This window comes from Pseudoxanthomonas sacheonensis, from assembly GCF_031455975.1.
Lineage (GTDB): Bacteria > Pseudomonadota > Gammaproteobacteria > Xanthomonadales > Xanthomonadaceae > Pseudoxanthomonas_A > Pseudoxanthomonas_A sacheonensis_A.
On the sequence record NZ_JAVDTT010000001.1, the window covers coordinates 80,687 to 100,536 of the forward strand.

A 19,850-nucleotide genomic window follows, 5' to 3' on the forward strand; every position below is an offset into this window, starting at 1 on the left:
TTCCCAGCCGCGCCCCCAGGAACCTCATGAGCATCGAACAGCTTGCCGAAACCGCCCAGGCCATGGTCGCCGCGGGCAAGGGCATCATTGCGATCGACGAATCCACCGCCACCATCGCCAAGCGCTTCGAGAGCGTGGGCATTCCCAACACCGAGGAAAACCGCCGCGCCTACCGCGAGATGCTGTTGACCACGCCCAAGCTGAGCGACCACATCTCCGGCGCCATCCTGTACGACGAGACCCTGCGCCAGTCCACCAAGGACAGCGTGCCGTTCGCCAAGTACATGGCCGCCAACGGCATCATCCCCGGCATCAAGGTCGACAAGGGCACCCACCCGCTGGCCGGCTGCCAGGGCGAGGTGGTGACCGAAGGCCTCGACGGCCTGCGCGACCGCCTCAAGGAGTATTACGCCCTCGGCGCGCGTTTCGCCAAATGGCGCGCGGTGATCAACATCGGCGACGACATTCCCTCCGGCACCTGCATCGAAGCCAACGCGCACGCGCTGGCCCGCTACGCGGCGCTGTGCCAGGAAGCCGGCTTGGTGCCGATGGTGGAGCCGGAAGTGCTGATGGACGGCGATCACGACATCGAGACCTGCTACGAAGTGACCGAAGCCACCCTGCGCGCGTTGTTCGGCGCGTTGTACGAGCAGAACGTGATGCTGGAAGGCACCATCCTGAAGGCCTCGATGGTCGTGGCCGGCAAGGACAGCGAAGAGCAGGCCAGCATCGACGAAGTCGCCGAAGCCACGGTCATGTGCCTGAAGAGCACCGTGCCGGCGATCCTGCCGGGCATCGTGTTCCTGTCCGGCGGCCAGAGCGACGAAGACGCCACCGCGCACCTGGATGCGATGAACCGTCTGGGCAATCTGCCGTGGCCGCTGTCGTTCTCCTACGGCCGCGCCATGCAGTCGGCGGCGTTGAAGCTGTGGTCGCAGGATCTGGTCGGCAACTTCGCCAAGGCGCAGACCATCGTGCATGCGCGTGCGAAAGAAAATGGCTTGGCTGCGCTGGGTCAGTGGGAAGGTTGAGTTTTGCGCCTTTGAGTCCCTCTCCCGCCGGGAGAGGGGTTGGGGTGAGGGTACGGCGGAGAGGTGCAGGCGAACCATCGTTTGAGTGACGGGTGCGAATTGCGCGTCTAGTACCGTCCCCATTGTTCCATCGACCCCACTCCGCCGTACCCTCATCCGCCCCTTCGGGGCACCTTCTCCCGCAGGGAGAAGGGTTTCAGCACGCCGGCCCCGCGCCGGCGTTTTTCATTGAGGGTCCCAACCATGAAAATCTCAGGCGTCCACCACATCGCCATCATTGCTTCGGACTATGAGCGTTCCAAACGCTTCTATACCGAGGTGCTGGGATTGCGCGTACTGGCCGAGGCTTATCGCGAAGAACGCGATTCCTGGAAGCTGGATCTGCAGGTTTCCGGCGACGTCCAGATCGAGCTGTTCTCGTTTCCTTCGCCGCCGCCGCGCGTCTCGCGTCCAGAAGCCTGCGGTCTCAGGCATCTGGCTTTCGTGGTGCCCGATATCGAGCAGGCGATCGCCCGTCTGCGAGAGCATTCCATCGAGGCGGAAGCCGTCCGCGTAGACGAATACACCGGCAAGCGCTTCACCTTCTTCGCCGACCCGGACGGGTTGCCGCTCGAGTTGTACGAGATCTAGCCGCGCATCGATGCGCTATGGTGTCGGCATCTTCCGGCCGATGCTTGCCCATGTCCCGTGAAATACGCATTCCCGCCGAAGCGGCGGCTGCCCTGGCCAAAGGCCTGCGCATTGAAGCGATCAAGCTGGTGCGCGCGGCCAATCATGGCGTCGACCTGCGTGGGGCGATGGAGGCGACGGATGCCTTCGCGTCCGGCAAACAGCGCTTCGCCGTCGATCCGCCTACGGCAGTCGCCACTGCGTCTTTCGATGGCTTGCCGATGGAAGCACTGGTGGCGTTGTCCCGCGGCCAGTTGATCGAGGCGATCAAGATCGTCCGCGCAGCCACCGGGCTCGGGTTGAAGGAGGCCAAGGATCTGGTGGAGCGCCATCGCGACGAGCAGACGCCCGCGCGCGACGAGGCGATGCGGGCGAAGCTGGAAGGTGTCGCCCGCAAGCACGGCATGAAACTGCCGGAAGCCGCGCTCACTGCGATGGAGCGCGGTGACCTGAAGACTGCGCTGAACCTGGTGCGACAGGCCAAGGAATCGGCTCCGTATGCCGCGGGCACGGCGCGTGGCGCGACTACGGTCAGCCGCGAAACCAATCGATATGGCTGGTTATGGGCTTTGGCTCTGCTGGTCGTTATCGCGATCGGTTATTTCTGGTACGCGCGAATGTCGTAGGGCGGGCACTGCCCGCCGGCGTTTCGCGATGTGTATGAAAGGCGGGCAATGCCCACCCTACGTCAGGGCAGCCCGGCCAGCCACTCGTCGTCGGAACCTTCGTTGACGCCTTCGAACAACGGCGTGGAGAAATAACGCTCCCCGGTATCGGGCAACACGGCCAGCAGCACCGAACCTTCCACTGCGGTTTCAGCCACCTGCAACGCGGCGGCCACGGTCGCGCCGGCGGAGATGCCGACGAAGATGCCTTCCTCGGCGGCAAGACGGCGCGAGGTGGCGATGGCGTCGACGTCCGTAATGGGCAAAATCTGATCGGCGACGTCGCGGTTCAGCACTTCCGGCACGAAGTCGGGCGTCCAGCCCTGGATCTTGTGCGGCGACCACTCGTTGCCGCGCAGCAGCGAGGCGACGGCGGGTTCGGCGGCGGTGATCTTCACTTCGGGACGCGCGACCTTCAGCACTTCGCCCACGCCGGTCAGGGTGCCGCCGGTGCCCCAGCCGGTGACGAAATGGTCCAGCCGCAAGCCGGCGAAATCGCGCAGGATTTCGGCCGCCGTGGTCTGGCGGTGATAGGCCGGGTTGGCGGGATTGGCGAACTGCCGCGCCAGGAACCAGCCGTGCTTGGCGGCCAGTTCTTCCGCGCGCCGCACCATGCCGCTGCCGCGTTCGGCAGCCGGGGTCAGAATTACTTTGGCGCCGTAGGCACGCATCAGCTTGCGGCGTTCGATGGAGAAGGTTTCCGCCATCGTCGCCACGAATTTGTAACCGCGCGCGGCGGCGACCATGGCCAAGGCCACGCCGGTGTTGCCGGAGGTCGCTTCCACGATGGTGTCGCCGGGTTTGAGCAGGCCTTTGGCCTCGGCGTCCAGCACGATGGCCAGCGCCAGACGGTCCTTGACCGAGCCGCCGGGGTTGAACGATTCGACCTTGGCGTAAAGGCTTACATGCTTGGGCGCGACGCGGCGCAGCTTGACCACCGGGGTGCGGCCGATGGTGTCGAGGATACTGTCGTAGATAGCCATGGGGTTCTCCGTAAGAAAGCGTTAGGCGGCCTGCGGGAGTGTAGGCGCGCCCAGGTTGTCGGAATGTTGCGAGGCCAGCGGCGCGGCGCCGAACCAATGCAGCGAGTCCGCGAGTGCGGCCACTTCGCCGAGGATCAGCAGTGCGGGCGATTGCACGCGATGATGGCGCGCGCTTTCCGGAAGCGACGCCAGCATGCCGGTGATGACCCGCTGCTGCGGCCGCGAACCGTTCTCAACCAAGGCAAACGGCAGGTGGGGGTCGACACCGGCCAACAGCAACCGTTCGCGCACCTTTTCCAGCCCCGCCACGCCCATGTAGACGGCCAGGGTCTGCTTGTCCTGGGCCAGGGCCTGCCAGTCCAGGGTGTCCAGCGAATCCTTGCAGTGCGCGGTGACCAGGCGCAGCGATTGCGCGTGATCGCGATGGGTCAGCGGAATGCCCGCATAGGCCGCGCAGGCGACCGCGGCGGTGATGCCGGGGATCACTTCGAAGGCGATGCCGTGGGCGCGCAGGAATTCGAGTTCTTCGCCGCCGCGACCGAACACGAACGGGTCGCCGCCCTTCAGCCGCACTACGCGTTTGCCTTGCCGCGCGTGTTCCAGCATCAGCGCATGGATTTGCTCCTGGCTCATGCTGTGGCGGCCGGCGGACTTGCCCACTTCGATGCGGGTGGCGTCGCGGCGCGCCAGTCTCAGCACTTCGGCGCTGACCAGGCGGTCGTGCAGGATCACGTCGGCCTCGTTCATCGCGCGCAGCGCATTCAAGGTCACCAGTCCCGGATCGCCCGGGCCCGCGCCGACCAGCGCCACGGAGCCGACCGGCTGCAGCGCTTTGTCGTCGCGCAGCATCTCTTGCAGATAGGCATCGGCTTGTTCGCCATCCAAACGTTGGCGCAGCAGGCGCGGCAGCGGGCCGGCCAGCAGTCTTTCGAAGAAGCGGCGGCGAGCGCCCAGCTTCGGGAATCGCGTGCGGATGCGTTCGCGTTGGCGGATCAGCAGTTCGGCCAGCGTGCCCAGCGAATCGTCCAGCAGCGTCTCCAACTGCCGCCGGATATGCCGCGCCAGCATCGGCGCACCACCGCCGCTGGAGATGGCGATCTGCAAAGGACCGCGCTGGACCAGTGCGGGCACGTGGAAGCTGGAGAGCTCCGCATCGTCCACCACGTTGGCCAGGATGCGCCGGGCCGCCGCAGCGTCCGCCACCGCATGATTGACCGCCGCATCATCGGTGGCGGCGATCACCAGCCATGCCTCGTCCAGCCAATCGTCGCTGAACTCGTCGGCACGCCAGCGGATGTGGCCTTTTTCCAACAATACCTGTAGCCCCTCGCTCAACTCCGGGGAGCCCACCACAGGCGATGCGCCGGCGAGCAACAACGCTTCGACCTTACGCTGGGCCACCGTTCCACCACCCACCACCAATACGGGACGATCGCGCAGGTCGGCGAACAGGGGGAATAAGGACGTGGAAGGGAGCGGCGCGTTCACGGGCAGGGCATAAGGGCGGGCTGATGACCCTAACGTCCGGTTATATGCAGTCGGAAATGACTTGCCGCCCGCTCCATATGACGGGCGGTTATAAGATGTGGGCAAGAATTCCTCTACATTCACCTGTCACCTCTTCATCCCAAGGAGCCGCCAGGCTTCGAGACTACCGATGACGCTGACCCAACTCCGCTACCTAGTGGCCATCGCCGACGCCGACCTCAACATCACCCTGGCCGCCGCCCGCGTGCACGCGACCCAGCCGGGCCTGTCCAAGCAGCTCAAGCAGTTGGAAGACGAACTGGGCTTCCTGCTGTTCGTGCGCAAGGGCCGCAGCCTGGAGGCCGTTACGCCGGCCGGCGGCGAAGTGATCCTGCGCGCCCGCGCAGTGCTGGCCGAAGCCAACAATATCCGCACCTACTCGGCCAACCAGCGCCGCGAAAGCCAGGGCCAGCTGATCCTGGCCACCACCCACACCCAGGCCCGCTTCGTGCTGCCGCCGGCCATCGGCCAGATCAAGCGCGCCTATCCGCAGGTCAGCGTGCACCTGCAGCAGGCCGGCGAAAGCGCCGCGCTGGATCTGTTGAGCGAAGGCGATGCGGATATCGCCGTCATCAGCACCGCCGGCGAGGAACCGCAGGCCGGCATCGCCGTGCCCTTGTACCGCTGGCGGCGGTTGGTGGTGGTGCCGCGCGGGCATGCGCTGGACAAAGCCGACGTGATTCCCAGCATGGCCGACCTCGCCACCCAGCCGCTGATCAGCTACGAATCCTCGACGCGGCCCGAATCGTCCCTGCAGCGCGCTTTCGCCAGCGTCGGCCTGCAGCCCAGCATCGCGCTGACCGCGCTGGACGCCGACCTGATCAAGACCTACGTGCGCGCCGGCATGGGCGTGGGCTTGCTGGCGGAAATGGCGGTGACTTCGGCCGATACCGACCTGCGCGCTTGGCCCGCGCCGTCGGCGATCAACGAATGCATCGCCTGGGCGGTGCTGCCGCGCGAGCGCGTGCTGCGCGACTACGCATTGGAGTTGGTGCATGTGCTGGCACCGCAGGTCGATCGGCGCGATCTGCGCCGTGTACTCGATGGCAATCAGGCCGCGGACTGGCCGGTGCCGCCGACCTGGGAATCGTTGACGCAAACGATTACGAGCTGAAGAAAAGACCGTGCGCTCTTTTGCCTAAGGCAAACAGGAATGCCGTCGAATGCCAGCAGGGTCCGCTACCTTGTGCGAGTTGCCGACCAACCGACCGTTTCGTAAGCTGGAGGTACGTGACGACAAGGGAGTATGTCGATGAAGGCCTCGAAATGGATGACTGTTCTGGCGCTGACCACTCTGACAGGCTGTGGGCTATACGAATCGGTGGTCGGGGTTCCGATGGCCGCGGCGGTTGTGCAGGCGCCGCCCGCGACCAGCATGGACCGGGTTTTTCAATGCGCCGAAACCAGCGTCAAGCGCTTGGCCCAACCGGATAGTTTCTGGCGAAGCGATGTGACACGCAGGGATCATGATGAAGGCATCCTGGAGACGGGCGATTTCGGCAAGGCAAATGTGGGCGGTTTCAGGGCGAGGATCACGTTCGATAAGCGAACCAACGAGATCAGGATCGACCTGAAAGGCGCAGGCGCCTACTACAAGGATATCGGCGTCGAGAAATCGGTCGCCGATCTGAAGAACGAGATGCAAGGCTGTTTGCAAGCGCGCGCTTGAGCGCATAGGAAGTAACGACAACTACTAAGGATGGAATCTGATGCCTAATTACTCTATCGAAGCGCGTTCGTTGGGAGTGGTCGGAGTCGCGAGCCACGATTTCTGGGTCTTGCGGGACGAGAACGGAAAGGCGCTCGACGAGCTGCACGGCTTGGCGACCGACCGTAAAACCAATATTCCCCAGCCCATCGGCACGGACGAAGAAAAGCATTCGCTACGGATCTGGAATTTTCCACATGATCCCGGCTACGCCAGCAGCATCGGTGCCAAAGCGACCGGGCTGACCTACATCAACAACGATCAAACGCACATGACGGTTCTCGATGCGCCTAAGGAAGAGGTTCTGGCGCGATGGAATGCGGCGGTGGCGGCGAAAGAGCCGCTGAACGCATTGGATTTGAATTATCCGAATCTTGGGTTCAAGGTTTTCGGCGACACCGTGAACAGCAATTCCGCCTATCGCACCTTGGGCGAGACCATGGGCGTGGCCGTGAAGGATTTTCCAGGCGTTCTGGAGCCTGGAATCGACAACCGCATGACTACGAAAGAGCAGATCGAGAAACTACGGACGCACGAGTATCCTGTTTTCGATAAGCCCATGGTCAACGACCATGGGGAATACAAGGAGCTTCCGGACAAGTCGTCTGCTCTGCATCCTTCGCATCCTGGGCATGCCGATCACACGTTGTACCAGCAGGCTCTGTACGGCGTGAATCAGGCGAAGGTACCAGTCCAGGAGAATTCCGGCGGCACCAACGAACCGATGGCGGCCAGTCTGACAGTGCTCGCCAAGCAGGCTGGCATGAGCCGCATCGATCATGTCTTGCTGAGCGAACAAAGGGCAGGTCTGAAGGCGGGGGAGAACGTATTCGTGGTGGAAGGGAATCCCGGTGATCCTGCGAATAACCGGGCGCAGATGAAGACCCAGACCGCACTGGAAACACCGTTGGGGTCTTCGCTTGGTCAGCTGCAATCCATCAACGAATCACCGATGCAGCGTTCGGAAAGTATGAGCAGCCAGCTTGCGATGGAGCAACCGGGAAAACTCCCGGACCAGGAAGCCCCGCGGCGCGGCCTGTCCGCATAAAATCAATTCATGCCCATGAAGCGACGTGAATTCATAATGGCGATCGGTGCAGGTGCGGTGACTGCCGCATCTCCCGGTTCTGCTTCATACGACGGAGTGAAGAGGATGTACGGACTTATTGGAAAAATGATCGCCGCTCCCGGCAAGCGCGACGAGTTGATCGCGATCATGCTGGAAAGCGTTTCGGCGATGCCGGGCTGCCTGAGCTATGTGGTCGCGCGCGATCCGGCGAATGCGGACTGGCTGTGGATCACCGAAGTGTGGGATAGCGAAGCCAGCCACAAGGCCTCGTTGTCTCTGCCGGCGGTGCAGCAGGCGATCGCCAGGGCCAAGCCGATCATTGCCGGCTTCGGCGATTACACGGTGACCGAGCCGGTGGGCGGGCACGGGCTCGGGTAGGAGCGACGTCCCCCAGGGGACTTCCTTCGGAGCGTAAGTCGCGAAACGTCCTTGCGCATCATTCGATCCGCATTTTCAGTCGCGACTTACGTCGCTCCTACGTCCGATTGGGGTTCATCCGTCACTTCACCCGCGTGTACTCCATCTGCATGGTGCGCACGTCCTTGCCGTCCTTGTTCTCGAACATCTCCATCAGCAGATGGTCCGCGTCGACCACGCGCAGGGTATGGCGCCCGGTGGCCACGCCACCGACCTTCTTCATGTCGGGCATCTGACCGCTGAAGCTATAGGTCTTGCTGGCGGCGTCGTAGTCGCCGGTGGCATTCATCACCGCGGTCGAGCCGCTGTCGGTCCAACTATTGGTGTACTTGCCGGCGTTGATGTCGTAGCCGTTGTAGCCCACGCCCTCGAACGGCTGGCCCATGAAGCTGCCGATGAAATCCATGCGCAGCTGGCGGCCGCCGAAGATCGGGGTGATGGTCGCTTTGCCGGTCTCGGTCATTGGTGGCGCGGACGGGTCCATCCACACGGTCTGCTTGGTCGTCCAGGTGCCGGCCAGGTGCTCGGCCAACTGCTTGTGCTGCGGACCGGGCGTGGAAATCTTCTGCCAGACCTCCATCATCGCCTGCTGTTCGGGGGTCATCTTCGGCGCGGCCTCCTGCGCGGACAGCGGTAGCACGAGCGCGAAGGCAATGGCGGCGACGGCGAGTTTGCGGGTGGCTTTCATGGTGGCGTTCTCTGGCCAGGGAGGTGCGGCGATGCTAGGCCCAGAGCGAGCCCCCCGCATGCCGCGACGCAGCACCCGGATGCAGACGGCGCGGTGCGACAATCGCCGCGGACCCACCCCGCCTTGGAGGAAGTCATGCTTCAGATGAGACCCAACTGCGAATGCTGCGATGCCGATCTGCCGCCCGACTCGTCCGCGGCGCGCATCTGTTCCTTCGAATGCACCTTCTGCGCCTCGTGCGTCGACACGGCATTGGCAGGCAAATGCCCCAACTGCGGCGGCGGTTTCGCCGCACGTCCCACGCGCGCCGCACACCTGCTGGCGAAATATCCGGCCTCCACCGAGCGCGTCCTCAAGCCGGAAGGCTGTGGTCGCGCGGTCTGAAGGCCAACTTCCCAACGCGGCGGAGAATCCGATAGCCCTCTTCAGTTCCCAGGCCGCTGTTCCGGCTTGGGCTCGGTGACTTCCTTACCGGGTTCGGCCTTGCCCGACATTTCCGCGCCGGCATCGGGCGCCAGCCGCAGCATCATCCATACCGAGCTGCCGGAAATCAGGCCAACGGTGAGGAAGGCGAAACTGAAGTTGATCACCGCTTCCAACGGCTGCCGTGTCGCCACGCTGGCGACGCTCAAGGCATAGCCGCCGATAGTGATGCCGATGGCCAGCGACACCTGCTGCGCCATCGCCGCCAAGCTGCTGGCCTGGGCCATGCGCGCCGGTTCCACGTCGGCATAGACGATGGCGTTGAGGCTGGTGAACTGCAGCGAGCGGAAGCAGCCGCTGACCAGCAGCACGCCGATGATCAGCGGGTAGGGCGTGTCCGCGCGGAACAGGCCGAAGCAGCACAGCAGCAGGGAGGCGATCATCGCATTGGTGATCATCACTTTGCGGAAGCCCCAGCGGCGCAGGATGCGCCCGGCCAAGGTCTTCATGAACATCGCACCCGCGGCCGACGTGAAGGTGATCAAGCCCGATTGCAGCGGGTTGAGTCCGAAGCCCAGCTGCAGCATCAGCGGCAGCAGGAATGGGGTGGCGCCGATGCCGATGCGGAACAGCGAACCGCCCAGCACGCCGATGCGGAACGTCGGCAGCTTCATCAGCCCCAGGTCGATCAATGGATGCGGATGGTGGCGCGCGTGCATCGCGTAAACCCCCAGCAATCCTGCGCCAGTGAGCAGGCAGGCGGCGGCGACCGGCGTGCTGATCAGATGCCGGCCCATGCTGGCGAAGCCGAACATGGTCAGCGCCAGCCCCGTGGCCGACAGTCCGAATCCGCGCCAGTCCAGCGGGCGCGCGCCGCCGCGCAGCATCGGGATGTGCCGCCAGGCCAGGTAGATGCCCAGAAGGCCCATCGGCAGGTTGATCAAAAAGATGAAGCGCCAGTTGCTGTAGGTGGTGATCAAGCCGCCCAGCGGCGGGCCCAGCATCGGGCCCAGCAAAGCGGGAATGGTCAGCCAGCTGAGCGCCTGCACCAGCTGCGCCTTGGGCACCGTGCGCAGCAACACCAGGCGCCCTACCGGCACCATCATCGCCCCGCCCATGCCCTGCAGGAATCGCGCGGCCACCAACGCGCCTAGCGAACCGGAGGCGGCGCAGCCGACGGAACCGAGCAGGAATACGCCGATGGCGGCCATGAAAGTGGGTCTGGCGCCGAAGCGGTCCGCGACCCAGCCGCTGATGGGAATGAACACCGCCAGCGCCAGCATGTAGGTGGTGAGTGCCAGCTTCAGCGCCACCGGCTCTACGCCCAGGTCTCCCGCGATCATCGGCAGGGACGTCGTGATCGCGGTGGAATCCATGTTCTCGATGAACAATGCGGTCGCGACGATCAGGGGGAGGAGACGTTCCTTTCTCACGAAGGCAGAGCGGATCCGGCAGGCGGGTGAACGCTATTGTCGCTCACGAATCGTGAAGGCGTCGCATGGCGCAGCTCGGGAACTAAAAGGGAGAGGCGATGGGCTTAACCCTTCTCCCCTTGTGGGAGAAGGTGCCCCGAAGGGGCGGAAGAGGGGAGAGCGAGTGAGGGTCTATCGGTTCACGTTAAAACGATCAGACGCGAATGACGAATGTTTTCAAGAGTGCGTTCATCGGCAACGCAACGACCCCGCTCACCCCCTCTCCCGCCGCGCAAGCGCGTCGACCTCTCCCACGAGGAGAGAGGTGGGTAGATCTGTACGTCGAGGGGCGCAGCCCCGACCTACTCAAACCTCGACGTGTATCCCGCACTCGCGCTTCAAGCCGAAGTAACGCGTGTCTTCCGCGCTCATGCCCGGCTCCCAGCGCGAAGTGGTGTGGAAATCGCCGATCGACACGTAGCCTTCGTCCCACAACGGGTGGTAGGGCAGATCGTGCTTCTTCATGTAAACCCAGATGTCGCGGTCGGTCCAGTCGACGATGGGATTCACTTTCAGGCGCCCGTCGCGTTGCTGCAGCACCGGCGTCTGGCTGCGGGTGCTGGACTGGCTGCGACGCAGGCCGGTGAACCAAGTGCCCACGTCCAGTTCCTTCAGCGCGCGCTTCATCGGCTCCACTTTGCGCAGACCGTTGTACTGGTCGATGCCGATCACGCCCTGTTCCCACAGGCGGCCATGGCGCGCCTCCATCCAGGCGCGGCTGACCAGCGGGCGGAATACCTGCAGGTTGAGCTTCAGACGTTCCTGCAATTCGTCGGCGAAGCGGTAAGTCTCCGGAAACAGGTAGCCGGTGTCGATTAGGATCACCGGAATGTCCGGCTTCTGCCGGCTGAGCATATGCAGCATCACCGAGGCCTGCGCACCGAAGCTGGAGGAAAGCGCGGCGTTGGCCGGGCCATTCTCCAGCGCCCATTGCACACGCTGTTCGGCGCTGCGCGCTTCCAGCTGTGTGTTGAGTTCTTCCAGCGACTCGGGTTCGTTGGCGGCGATGTTGAAATCGATGTTGATGTTGGGGGCACTCATGCGTGCAGCTCCAGCGGAATCTGTCGGTGTGTGGGGTAAGCGGGCAGGGCGACCACGCCGCTGCGGTGCAGGAAATCGCCGAAGCCTTCATCGGCTTCGCGTTCGCCGGCGTAACGCGCGAACAACGGGTCCAGGGTGTCGAGGATTTCGTTCTCGGCGATGTTTTCGCGGTACAGCGTGTTGAGGCGCTGGCCGCGATGGTCGGCGCCCAGCATCAGGTTGTAGCGGCCAGGCGCTTTGCCGACCAGCGCGATCTCGCCAAGGTAAGGACGCGAGCAGCCATTGGGGCAGCCGGAGATGCGCAGCAGGATCGGCGCATCGCGCAGGCCGTGCTTTTCGAGCAGCGGTTCCAGCTTGCCGGTGAAGTCGGGCAGATAACGCTCGGCTTCGGCCATCGCCAGTCCGCAGGTCGGCAAGGCCACGCAGGCCAGCGCCGCGCGCGCCAGTGCGGTGCCGTTGCGCAGGCCCGCGTCCAGCGCGTGCGAATGGACCAGCGCGTCGATGCGCTTGCGCTCGCTGTCGGGCACGCCGGCGATCACCAGGTTCTGGTTCGGGGTCATGCGGAACTCGCCGCGGTGCACGTTGGCGATCTCGCGCAGTCCGGTCAGGTGCGGCGCGCCCGGGCGGTCGGCGATGCGGCCGGCGGAGAGATTCAGGGTCAGGTGCCAGCGGCTGTCTTCGCCCTGGACCCAGCCGTAGCGGTCGCCGCTGTGCTCGAAACGGAAAGCGCGTGCCGGGGAGAGAGAGAATCCGGCACGGCTTTCGATCTCGGCCACGATGGCGTCCAGCCCGTGATCGTCGATGGTGTACTTGAAGCGCGCGCGCTTGCGCACTACGCGGTTGCCACGGTCGCGCTGGGTGGTGACCACGGCGGTGGCGATGGCGATCACCTGCTCGGGGGCGACGAAGCCGATCACGTTGGCCACGCGCGGATAGGTTTCCGCATCGCCGTGGCTGGCGCCCATGCCGCCGCCGATGCTGACATTGAATCCGACCAGCGCGCCCTCCTCGATCACCGCGATGAAGCCCAGGTCGTTGGCGAATACGTCCACGTCGTTGACCGGCGGCACCGCGAAAGCGACCTTGAACTTGCGCGGCAGGTAGGTGCTGCCGTAGATCGGTTCTTCTTCCTCGCCGCTGCCGGCGACCAGTTCCTCATCCAGCCAGATCTCGTAATAGGCGCGCGAGTTGGGCAGGAAATGCTTGGACAGTTTCGCCGCCCAGTCCTGGACTTCGGCATGCGCGGCCGATTCCAGCGGGTTGGCCGCGACCATCACGTTGCGGTTGACGTCGCCGCAGGCGGCCAGGGTGTCTATCAACGTCGCATTGATCGCCTGCATGGTCGCTTTCAATTCGCGCTTGATCACGCCGTGGAACTGGAAGGCCTGACGGGTGGTGATGCGCAGCGAATGGTTGGAGTAGCGCGTGGCGATGGCATCCAGCTTCAGCCATTGCTGCGGGGTGACCACACCGCCCGGGGTGCGCGTGCGGATCATGAACTGGAAGGCGGGTTCGAGCTTCTGCCGGCGGCGTTCGTCGCGCAGGTCGCGGTCGTCCTGCTGGTAGCTGCCGTGGTACTTGATGACGGTGGTATCGTCCTCGCGCAGCGCGCCGGTCAGCGGATCGGCAAGGCTGTCCAGCAAGGCGCCGCGGAGGCGCTTGCTTTCGGATTTGATGTCTTCGACGGAATGCGTGGTCATGACTTGGTGGCTGGCCGGTATAGGTTGTCGTTGGAGCGGCGTCCCGCCGCGAGCTCTTGCTTTTGAAGCTCGCGGCGGGACGCCGCTCCCACGTCAATAGACATCGCGGCTGTAGCGACCCTCCGCCTGCAATTTGCTGAGGTACTCGGCGGCGGCTTCGGCATCGACGCCCGCCTGTTCGGAAACGATCCGCAGCAGGGCGGCATGCACGTCCTTGCCCATGGCGATGGCGCCGCAGACATAGAAATGCGCGCCGCTTTGCAGCCAGTCGTAGACCTCGCGTCCGCGTTCGCGCAGACGCTGTTGGACGTAGATCTTCTCGGACTGGTCGCGGGAGAAGGCCACGTCCAGGCGATGCAGTTCGCCGTTGCGCAGCGCGTCCTGCCATTCGGTCTGGTAGAGGAAGTCGGTATTGAAGTGGCGCGCGCCGAACAGCAACCAGTTGCGGCCGCGCGCGCCGGTTTCCGCGCGCTCCTGTACGAAACCGCGGAACGGCGCCACGCCGGTGCCGGGGCCGACCATGATGATGTCGCGGTTGGCGTCGGCGGGAACACGGAAACGCTCGTTGGCTTCGATGTAGACCGGCGCCTGGTCGCCTTCGCCCAGCGCCGCCAGGAAACCGCTCGCCGCGCCGACATGCGCATGGCCGAAGGCCTGGTAATCCAGCACGTCGACGGTGAGATGCACTTCCTCGCCCACGCGCTTGCGGCTGGAGGCGATGGAGTACAGGCGCGGCGTCAGCGGACGCAGGGCGGCGACCAGTTCCTGCGGCTCCCAGTGGGCGGGCCAGCGACGCAGCACGTCGGCCAGCTGGTGGCTGCCCAGCAAAGCGGCGAAGTCGGCGTTGCGGGTCGGCGCCAGCAAGTCGTTGAGCTCTTCCGAACGCGACTGCGCGGCATGGCTGGCCAGGAAGGGGCGGCTGAGCTTGGTCAGTTCCCTGCGCGCGGCCAGCCACTCGCGTAGCGGCAGTGTCTCTTCCTTGTCCTGCACGGATGCGTCGCCGTCCAGTTCCAGCACCTGCAGTACGCCCTCCACCAGCAGCGACGGATTGCGATGGCGCACCCCCAGCGCGTCGCCGGGTTCGTAATGCAGGCCGGAACCCTGCAGCGACAGTTCCAGATGGCGCACGTCCTTGCCGATGCCGCCGTACTTGAGGAAACCTACGCCCTTGAAGTCGCGCCCGCTGATGCGCTGGTTGAGCAGCAGCTCAGCGGCGAAGGGCTTGTCGTGGGTCCAGGCCGGTGCGCTGGGCGCCGGACGCAACGGGGTGACGGTAGCCGAAGGCGTGGCGGTGACCTTCAACAAGGTTTTGGCATGGCCCAGGGCTTGTTCGCGCCAGGGCAGGGCGACGGTGTCGATATCCAGGTCGGCTTCGCCGGCGGCGAACAGGCGGCTGGCGCCGAGTTCGGTCAGGCGCGCGTCGAGGCGGCGGCCGATGCCGCAGAAATCGGCGTAGCTGGAATCGCCCAAACCCAGCACGGCGTACTTCAGTTCGGGTAGTTTCGGCGCGCGTTTGCCGGCGATGAATTCGACCAGGCCGATGGCGTCGTCCGGCGGGTCGCCCTCGCCCTGGGTGCTGATGACCACATAGAGCAGGCGTTCGTTGGCCAGTTCGCGTTGCGGGTAGGCATCGGCGCGCACCAGGCGCACGTTGAGGCCGGCGGCTTCGGCCTCGCCCGCCAGAGCCTCGGCCACACGGCGGGCATTGCCGGTCTGACTGCCGTAGACGACGGTCAGACGCTGGCTGGCCTGCGCCGCGCCGCCTGGGAGCACCGCCAGGTGAGGTGCCGGATTGCCCTGGGCCAGGCCGGCGGCGTAGCCGGACAACCACCACAGGCTGGGTTGATCCAGCCCTTCCACGACGCGCGCCAGCAGCGCCTTGCGCTCCTCGGGCAAGGGACTGGGGGCCAACGCGGGCGGTGCAGCGGTCATGCTTTGACTCGCGGGTAGTGCGGTTAGGAGGTCCGATGCTAGAGAGGCGTTAACCCATTCAGAAACGACATCTGGTTATGGGGTTATGACCTGCGCTTATTTCTGGACCAAGTCCCCAAGGCCGAATACTCGCCACCCTGCCGGGGGAACCTGTCGGCCTTTCGGGGCCAGCTGATAATCTGCCGTACCGGTTCCCGCCTCACTTGCGTCCACGAAATCCTTAATGAGTTCCTTACCTTCCCTGTCCCATCTCGACCGCCTGGAGGCGGAGAGCATCCACATCCTCAGGGAAGTCGCGGCCGAATTCCGCAACCCGGTGCTGCTGTACTCGGTGGGCAAGGACAGTTCGGTGCTATTGCACTTGCTGCTGAAGGCGTTCGCGCCGGCGCCGCCGCCGATCCCGCTGCTGCACGTGGACACCCGCTGGAAGTTCCGCGAGATGATCGCCTTCCGCGACCGCCGTGTGGCCGAGACCGGCACCGAGCTGCGGGTGCATATCAACCCGGACGGCATCGCCCAGAACATCGGCCCGATCAGCCACGGTGCCACCGTGCACACCGATGTGATGAAGACCCAGGGCTTGAAGCAGGCGCTGGATCAGTACGCTTTCGACGCGGCCATCGGCGGGGCGCGCCGCGACGAGGAGAAATCGCGGGCCAAGGAGCGCGTGTTCTCCTTCCGCAACGACAAGCACCGCTGGGATCCCAAGCGGCAGCGTCCGGAACTTTGGAACGTCTACAACGCGCGCATCGACAAGGGCGAGAGCGTGCGCGCGTTCCCGCTGTCCAACTGGACCGAGCTGGATATCTGGCTGTACATCTACCGCGAGAACATTCCGGTGGTGCCGCTGTATTTCGCCGCCGAACGTCCGGTGGTGGAACGCGACGGTGCGTTGATCCTGGTCGACGACGATCGTCTGCCGCTGCGCGAGGGCGAAACGCCGCAGCTGAAGAAGGTGCGTTTCCGCACGCTGGGCTGCTATCCGCTGACCGGCGCCATCGAGTCGGAAGCCGATACGCTGGAAGCGATCATCCAGGAAATGCTGGTGACCACCAGTTCGGAACGGCAGGGACGGGTGATCGATCAAGACCCTACGGCTTCGATGGAAAAGAAGAAGTTGGAGGGGTATTTCTGATGGCGCCCTGCTTGCCGACAAGCGTTTCGCGCTTTCGCGCGATTCACTTTTCTTTGCTTGTGCAAAGAAAAGTAACCAAAAGAAAGCACACCCGGGCGGCACGCCCTCCGCTGCGCTACGGGTACGCAAGCGCAACGGGAATTTCCGGAAGCAGCATCCTGCTGCTCCGGAAACGGCGCACATCCGTGTGCGCCGCCCTGCGGGTTTGTCCCGTTGCGCTTGCCGCGCCTCACGGGGCCCATGGAGCGCAGAGCAACGGCGAATTCAAAAGCATCGAGGCGGCGAGATGAGCAACCCCACCGACATCGCCGGGTACCTCAAGCAGCACGAAGAAAAACCGCTGTTGCGCTTCATCACCTGCGGCAGCGTGGACGATGGCAAGAGCACGCTGATCGGGCGATTGCTGTACGACAGCAAGCGGTTGTTCGACGACCAACTCGCCGCGCTTACCGCCGACAGCAAGCGCCATGGCACGCGCGGCGGCGAAATCGACTACGCGCTGCTGCTCGACGGTCTGGCCGCCGAGCGCGAACAGGGCATCACCATCGATGTGGCCTACCGCTACTTCGATACCGAACGCCGCAAGTTCATCGTCGCCGATTGCCCGGGCCACGAGCAGTACACCCGCAACATGGCTACCGGCGCTTCCACCGCCGATCTGGCGGTGGTGCTGGTGGACGCGCGCAAAGGCCTGCTGACGCAGACGCGCCGTCACAGCTACATCGTGTCGCTGCTGGGCATCCGCCATGTAGTGCTGGCCGTGAACAAGATGGATCTGGTGGATTACGACCAGCGCGTGTTCGATGAAATCGTCGCTGGGTACCGAGCCTTGGCGGCGCAGCTCGGCATCGAGCGCGTCACCTTCATTCCGTTGTCGGCCCTGAACGGCGACAACCTGTCCGCGCATTCCGATGCCATGCCGTGGTACCAGGGCCCGAGCCTGCTCGAGCATCTGGAAACCGTCGAAGTGTCGGCACAGGACACCCGCGGCGGTCTGCGTCTGCCGGTGCAGTTCGTCAGCCGCCCGCACCAGAACTTCCGCGGTTTCGCCGGCACGATCGCCGCCGGCAACGCGAACGTCGGCGATGAAGTGGTCGTGCTGCCCGCCGGCCGGCGCTCGCGCGTGACCGCGATTTTCGTCGGCGACAGCGAAACCGCAAGCGCCCGCGCCGGCCAGGCGGTGACGCTGACCCTCGCCGACGAGATCGATATCAGCCGTGGCGATGTGATCGCCGCCGCCGATGATCCGCCGCAGGTCGCCGACCAGTTCGCCGCGCATCTGCTGTGGATGGATGACGCCGCTTTGCTGCCGGGCCGTCCCTACTGGTTGAAGCTCGGTACCCGCACCGTCGCGGCGACGGTCAGCGAGATCAAGCACCGCATCGACGTGAACACGCAGGAACACCTGGCGGCCAAGCGTCTGGAATTAAACGAGGTCGGCTACGTCAATCTCAGCCTGGACGAGCCGGTCGCCTTCGCCGCGTATGTCGAGAACCGCACCCTGGGCGGTTTCATCCTGATCGACCGCCACAGCAACAACACGGTCGCCGCGGGCACGCTGGATTTCGCCCTGCGCCGCGCCGGCAACGTGCACTGGCAGCACCTGGAAGTGGACAAGGCCGCGCGCGCGCGCATCAAAGGCCAGCCGCCGCGCGTGCTGTGGTTCACCGGTCTCTCGGGCGCCGGCAAGTCCACCATCGCCAACCTGGTGGACAAACGCCTGCACGCATTGGGCTACCACACCTTCCTGCTGGACGGCGACAACGTGCGGCACGGCCTGAATCGCGATCTTGGTTTCACCGATGAGGATCGCGTGGAAAACATCCGCCGCGTGGCCGAAGTGGCGAAACTGATGACCGAAGCCGGCCTGATCGTGCTGGTCAGCTTCATTTCGCCCTTCCGCGCCGAACGCCAGATGGCGCGCGCGCGTTTCGAGGAAGGCGAGTTCCTGGAGATCTTCGTCGACGTTCCGCTGGAGCTGGCGGAACAGCGGGACGTGAAGGGCCTGTATCGCAAGGCCCGTGCGGGGCAGATTCCGAATTTCACGGGTATCGACTCGCCCTACGAAACGCCCGAGCATGCGGAAGTGCATCTGGATGCCGGTAATCACAGTCCGGAAAAACTCGCGGCGCAGGTGCTGGAGAAGCTGGGCCTGAAGTGACGCCCGCCTGCGCGCGATCCGGCCGCAAGGGTCTTTAGTCATGCCTCGGTCAACGGTTTATTGTCACAAGCGTTAACCGTGGACCGGTAAACTCCGGTAATAACCACGATTGCGGGAAAGACATGCCGATCCGACCGGGCGCGCGCAGTGTGCTGCTGGCCATGCTGCTGGTCATACTGATCCCGCTGCTCGCGTCCTGCGGCTCGGACAAAGCCGGGCAACGCGGCGACGCGGCAGCCTCCCGGCCTATTCCGGTCACCACGCAGTTGGTGCAGCCGTCGGCGTGGAGCGACACCTTGCAGGCCATCGGTACGGTCAAGGCGCGCGAATCGGTCACTCTCACTTCGAAGGTCAGCGAAGCGGTGCAGGACGTGCACTTCGAAAGCGGCGACGAGGTCCGCGCCGGTGCGCCATTGATCACCTTGCGCGGCGATTCGCAGCAGGCCGCGCTGGTGGCGGCGCAGGCGACGTACGCCGAAGCCGATCAACTCTACAAGCGCCAGCTCTCGCTGGCCGATCAGCAGCTGGTGGCGCGCGCTTCGCTGGATACGCAGAAATCCATCCGCGACGCCGCCTTGGCGCGCGTGCGGCAGATGCGTTCGGACATCGGCGACCGCAACGTGCGCGCGCCTTTCGCCGGAGTGTTGGGTATCCGTCAGGTGAGTCCCGGCGCCTTGATTACGCCGACCACGGTGATCGCCACGCTGGACGATATCTCGCGCGTCTACGTCGATTTCCCCATACCGGAGAACCAGCTGGCCAACCTCGCCAACGGCCAGTCGCTGCGCGCGCGCAGCACTTCCTACCCCGGTCGCGATTTCGATGGCGTAGTGAGCACCATCGATGCGCGCATCGATGAAGCGACGCGCGCGGTGATGGTGCGCGGCGATTTTCCCAACGACGATCGCGCGCTGCGTCCGGGCATGCTGATGGAAGTGCGACTCGCGCGGCCGGAACGCCAGGCGCTGGTCGTTCCCGAGATCGCGCTGGTGCAGGTGGGACGCGACACCTTCGTCTACCGGGTCAAGGCCGACGGCAGTGTGGAACAGGCGAGCATCGAAGTGGGCGCGCGCAGCGCCGGCAAGGCGGAGATCGTTTCCGGAATCAAAGCGGGCGAACGCATCGTGGTCGACGGCACCGGCAAGCTGCGTCCCGGCAGCAAGGTGGTGGAGGGCGGCAGCAATGCGCCGCCAACGGAAAAATCGTCCGAAGCGAAGGGCTGACCGGCG

At 64.8% G+C, this 19,850-nt stretch carries 17 protein-coding genes and 1 pseudogene; 11 read left to right on the forward strand and 7 right to left on the reverse strand.

The genetic code is table 11. The annotated features are described in order from the left end of the window. Positions 1–26: 26 nt before the first annotated feature. From J2W94_RS00340 to J2W94_RS00350, 3 genes are all read left to right on the forward strand, one after another. Positions 27–1,031 carry a class I fructose-bisphosphate aldolase gene (locus tag J2W94_RS00340; RefSeq protein WP_310089613.1) on the forward strand — a complete coding sequence of 335 codons (1,005 nt, stop codon included), beginning with the start codon at positions 27–29 and terminating at the stop codon, positions 1,029–1,031. Positions 1,032–1,274: 243 nt separating this feature from the next. Further along, on the forward strand, positions 1,275–1,661 hold the full coding sequence (gloA2, locus tag J2W94_RS00345; protein WP_310089614.1) for an SMU1112c/YaeR family gloxylase I-like metalloprotein: 387 nt from the start codon (positions 1,275–1,277) through the stop codon (positions 1,659–1,661). A gap of 50 nt (positions 1,662–1,711) precedes the next feature. Then, a complete protein-coding gene (locus tag J2W94_RS00350; protein WP_310089615.1) occupies positions 1,712–2,326 on the forward strand; it encodes a ribosomal protein L7/L12 in 615 nt (204 codons plus the stop codon). 62 nt (positions 2,327–2,388) lie between these two features. On the opposite strand, the gene cysK is transcribed toward J2W94_RS00350, so the two are convergent. Beyond that, a complete protein-coding gene (gene cysK / locus J2W94_RS00355; RefSeq protein WP_310089616.1) occupies positions 2,389–3,348 on the reverse strand; it encodes a cysteine synthase A in 960 nt (319 codons plus the stop codon). 21 nt (positions 3,349–3,369) lie between these two features. Then, positions 3,370–4,836 carry a siroheme synthase CysG gene (cysG, locus tag J2W94_RS00360; protein ID WP_310089617.1) on the reverse strand — a complete coding sequence of 489 codons (1,467 nt, stop codon included), beginning with the start codon at positions 4,834–4,836 and terminating at the stop codon, positions 3,370–3,372. Between the two features lie 169 nt (positions 4,837–5,005). On the opposite strand from cysG, the gene J2W94_RS00365 reads away from it, so the two are divergent. The 4 genes from J2W94_RS00365 to J2W94_RS00380 all read left to right on the forward strand — a co-directional run bounded on the left by J2W94_RS00365 (position 5,006) and on the right by J2W94_RS00380 (position 8,030). Then, positions 5,006–5,989 carry a LysR family transcriptional regulator gene (locus tag J2W94_RS00365; RefSeq protein ID WP_310089618.1) on the forward strand — a complete coding sequence of 328 codons (984 nt, stop codon included), beginning with the start codon at positions 5,006–5,008 and terminating at the stop codon, positions 5,987–5,989. Between the two features lie 138 nt (positions 5,990–6,127). After that, positions 6,128–6,544, forward strand: coding sequence for a hypothetical protein (locus tag J2W94_RS00370; RefSeq protein ID WP_310089619.1), 417 nt, complete (start codon positions 6,128–6,130; stop codon positions 6,542–6,544). Between the two features lie 109 nt (positions 6,545–6,653). Next, positions 6,654–7,631 (forward strand): XVIPCD domain-containing protein, encoded by a 978-nt coding sequence (locus J2W94_RS00375; RefSeq protein ID WP_310089620.1) that lies wholly within the window; start codon positions 6,654–6,656, stop codon positions 7,629–7,631. Positions 7,632–7,736: 105 nt separating this feature from the next. Then, positions 7,737–8,030, forward strand: coding sequence for a putative quinol monooxygenase (locus tag J2W94_RS00380; protein WP_310089621.1), 294 nt, complete (start codon positions 7,737–7,739; stop codon positions 8,028–8,030). A gap of 121 nt (positions 8,031–8,151) precedes the next feature. On the opposite strand, the gene J2W94_RS00385 is transcribed toward J2W94_RS00380, so the two are convergent. Then, entirely contained in the window at positions 8,152–8,757 is a 606-nt protein-coding gene (locus J2W94_RS00385; RefSeq protein WP_310089622.1) for a DUF1579 domain-containing protein, read from the reverse strand. A gap of 135 nt (positions 8,758–8,892) precedes the next feature. Between J2W94_RS00385 and J2W94_RS00390 the strand changes: the two genes are divergently transcribed. Further along, positions 8,893–9,141 (forward strand): DUF1272 domain-containing protein, encoded by a 249-nt coding sequence (locus J2W94_RS00390; protein WP_310089623.1) that lies wholly within the window; start codon positions 8,893–8,895, stop codon positions 9,139–9,141. 41 nt (positions 9,142–9,182) lie between these two features. Here J2W94_RS00390 and J2W94_RS00395 read toward each other — a convergent pair whose 3' ends face one another. The 4 genes from J2W94_RS00395 to J2W94_RS00410 all read right to left on the reverse strand — a co-directional run bounded on the left by J2W94_RS00395 (position 9,183) and on the right by J2W94_RS00410 (position 15,325). Continuing rightward, entirely contained in the window at positions 9,183–10,613 is a 1,431-nt protein-coding gene (locus J2W94_RS00395) for an MFS transporter (RefSeq protein ID WP_310089624.1), read from the reverse strand. Positions 10,614–10,958: 345 nt separating this feature from the next. Continuing rightward, positions 10,959–11,693 carry a phosphoadenylyl-sulfate reductase gene (locus tag J2W94_RS00400; protein WP_310089625.1) on the reverse strand — a complete coding sequence of 245 codons (735 nt, stop codon included), beginning with the start codon at positions 11,691–11,693 and terminating at the stop codon, positions 10,959–10,961. Continuing rightward, entirely contained in the window at positions 11,690–13,393 is a 1,704-nt protein-coding gene (cysI, locus tag J2W94_RS00405; RefSeq protein ID WP_310089626.1) for an assimilatory sulfite reductase (NADPH) hemoprotein subunit, read from the reverse strand. Before cysI ends, J2W94_RS00400 begins: the two co-directional genes overlap by 4 nt. Positions 13,394–13,486: 93 nt before the next feature. After that, positions 13,487–15,325, reverse strand: coding sequence for an assimilatory sulfite reductase (NADPH) flavoprotein subunit (locus tag J2W94_RS00410; protein WP_310089627.1), 1,839 nt, complete (start codon positions 15,323–15,325; stop codon positions 13,487–13,489). A 220-nt stretch (positions 15,326–15,545) separates the two neighbouring features. Between J2W94_RS00410 and cysD the strand changes: the two are divergent. The 3 genes and pseudogenes from cysD to J2W94_RS00425 all read left to right on the forward strand — a co-directional run. Further along, positions 15,546–16,460 (forward strand): annotated as a pseudogene (gene cysD / locus J2W94_RS00415) (sulfate adenylyltransferase subunit CysD); the annotation flags it as partial. A gap of 286 nt (positions 16,461–16,746) precedes the next feature. After that, positions 16,747–18,621 (forward strand): sulfate adenylyltransferase subunit CysN, encoded by a 1,875-nt coding sequence (gene cysN / locus J2W94_RS00420; RefSeq protein ID WP_310089628.1) that lies wholly within the window; start codon positions 16,747–16,749, stop codon positions 18,619–18,621. 122 nt (positions 18,622–18,743) lie between these two features. Continuing rightward, positions 18,744–19,844 carry an efflux RND transporter periplasmic adaptor subunit gene (locus tag J2W94_RS00425; RefSeq protein WP_310089629.1) on the forward strand — a complete coding sequence of 367 codons (1,101 nt, stop codon included), beginning with the start codon at positions 18,744–18,746 and terminating at the stop codon, positions 19,842–19,844. The last annotated feature ends 6 nt before the right edge of the window (positions 19,845–19,850 follow it).

Bases quoted from the DNA above. Each gene is read 5' to 3' on its own strand.
- J2W94_RS00365 (WP_310089618.1), top strand. From the start codon at position 5,006: ATGACGCTGACCCAACTCCGCTACCTAGTGGCCATCGCCGACGCCGAC.
- J2W94_RS00410 (WP_310089627.1), bottom strand. From the start codon at position 15,325: ATGACCGCTGCACCGCCCGCGTTGGCCCCCAGTCCCTTGCCCGAGGAG.
- cysN (WP_310089628.1), top strand. From the start codon at position 16,747: ATGAGCAACCCCACCGACATCGCCGGGTACCTCAAGCAGCACGAAGAA.
- J2W94_RS00385 (WP_310089622.1), bottom strand. From the start codon at position 8,757: ATGAAAGCCACCCGCAAACTCGCCGTCGCCGCCATTGCCTTCGCGCTC.
- J2W94_RS00425 (WP_310089629.1), top strand. From the start codon at position 18,744: ATGCCGATCCGACCGGGCGCGCGCAGTGTGCTGCTGGCCATGCTGCTG.
- J2W94_RS00380 (WP_310089621.1), top strand. From the start codon at position 7,737: ATGTACGGACTTATTGGAAAAATGATCGCCGCTCCCGGCAAGCGCGAC.
- gloA2 (WP_310089614.1), top strand. From the start codon at position 1,275: ATGAAAATCTCAGGCGTCCACCACATCGCCATCATTGCTTCGGACTAT.
- cysI (WP_310089626.1), bottom strand. From the start codon at position 13,393: ATGACCACGCATTCCGTCGAAGACATCAAATCCGAAAGCAAGCGCCTC.
- J2W94_RS00370 (WP_310089619.1), top strand. From the start codon at position 6,128: ATGAAGGCCTCGAAATGGATGACTGTTCTGGCGCTGACCACTCTGACA.
- cysK (WP_310089616.1), bottom strand. From the start codon at position 3,348: ATGGCTATCTACGACAGTATCCTCGACACCATCGGCCGCACCCCGGTG.
- J2W94_RS00390 (WP_310089623.1), top strand. From the start codon at position 8,893: ATGCTTCAGATGAGACCCAACTGCGAATGCTGCGATGCCGATCTGCCG.
- J2W94_RS00400 (WP_310089625.1), bottom strand. From the start codon at position 11,693: ATGAGTGCCCCCAACATCAACATCGATTTCAACATCGCCGCCAACGAA.
- J2W94_RS00340 (WP_310089613.1), top strand. From the start codon at position 27: ATGAGCATCGAACAGCTTGCCGAAACCGCCCAGGCCATGGTCGCCGCG.
- J2W94_RS00350 (WP_310089615.1), top strand. From the start codon at position 1,712: ATGTCCCGTGAAATACGCATTCCCGCCGAAGCGGCGGCTGCCCTGGCC.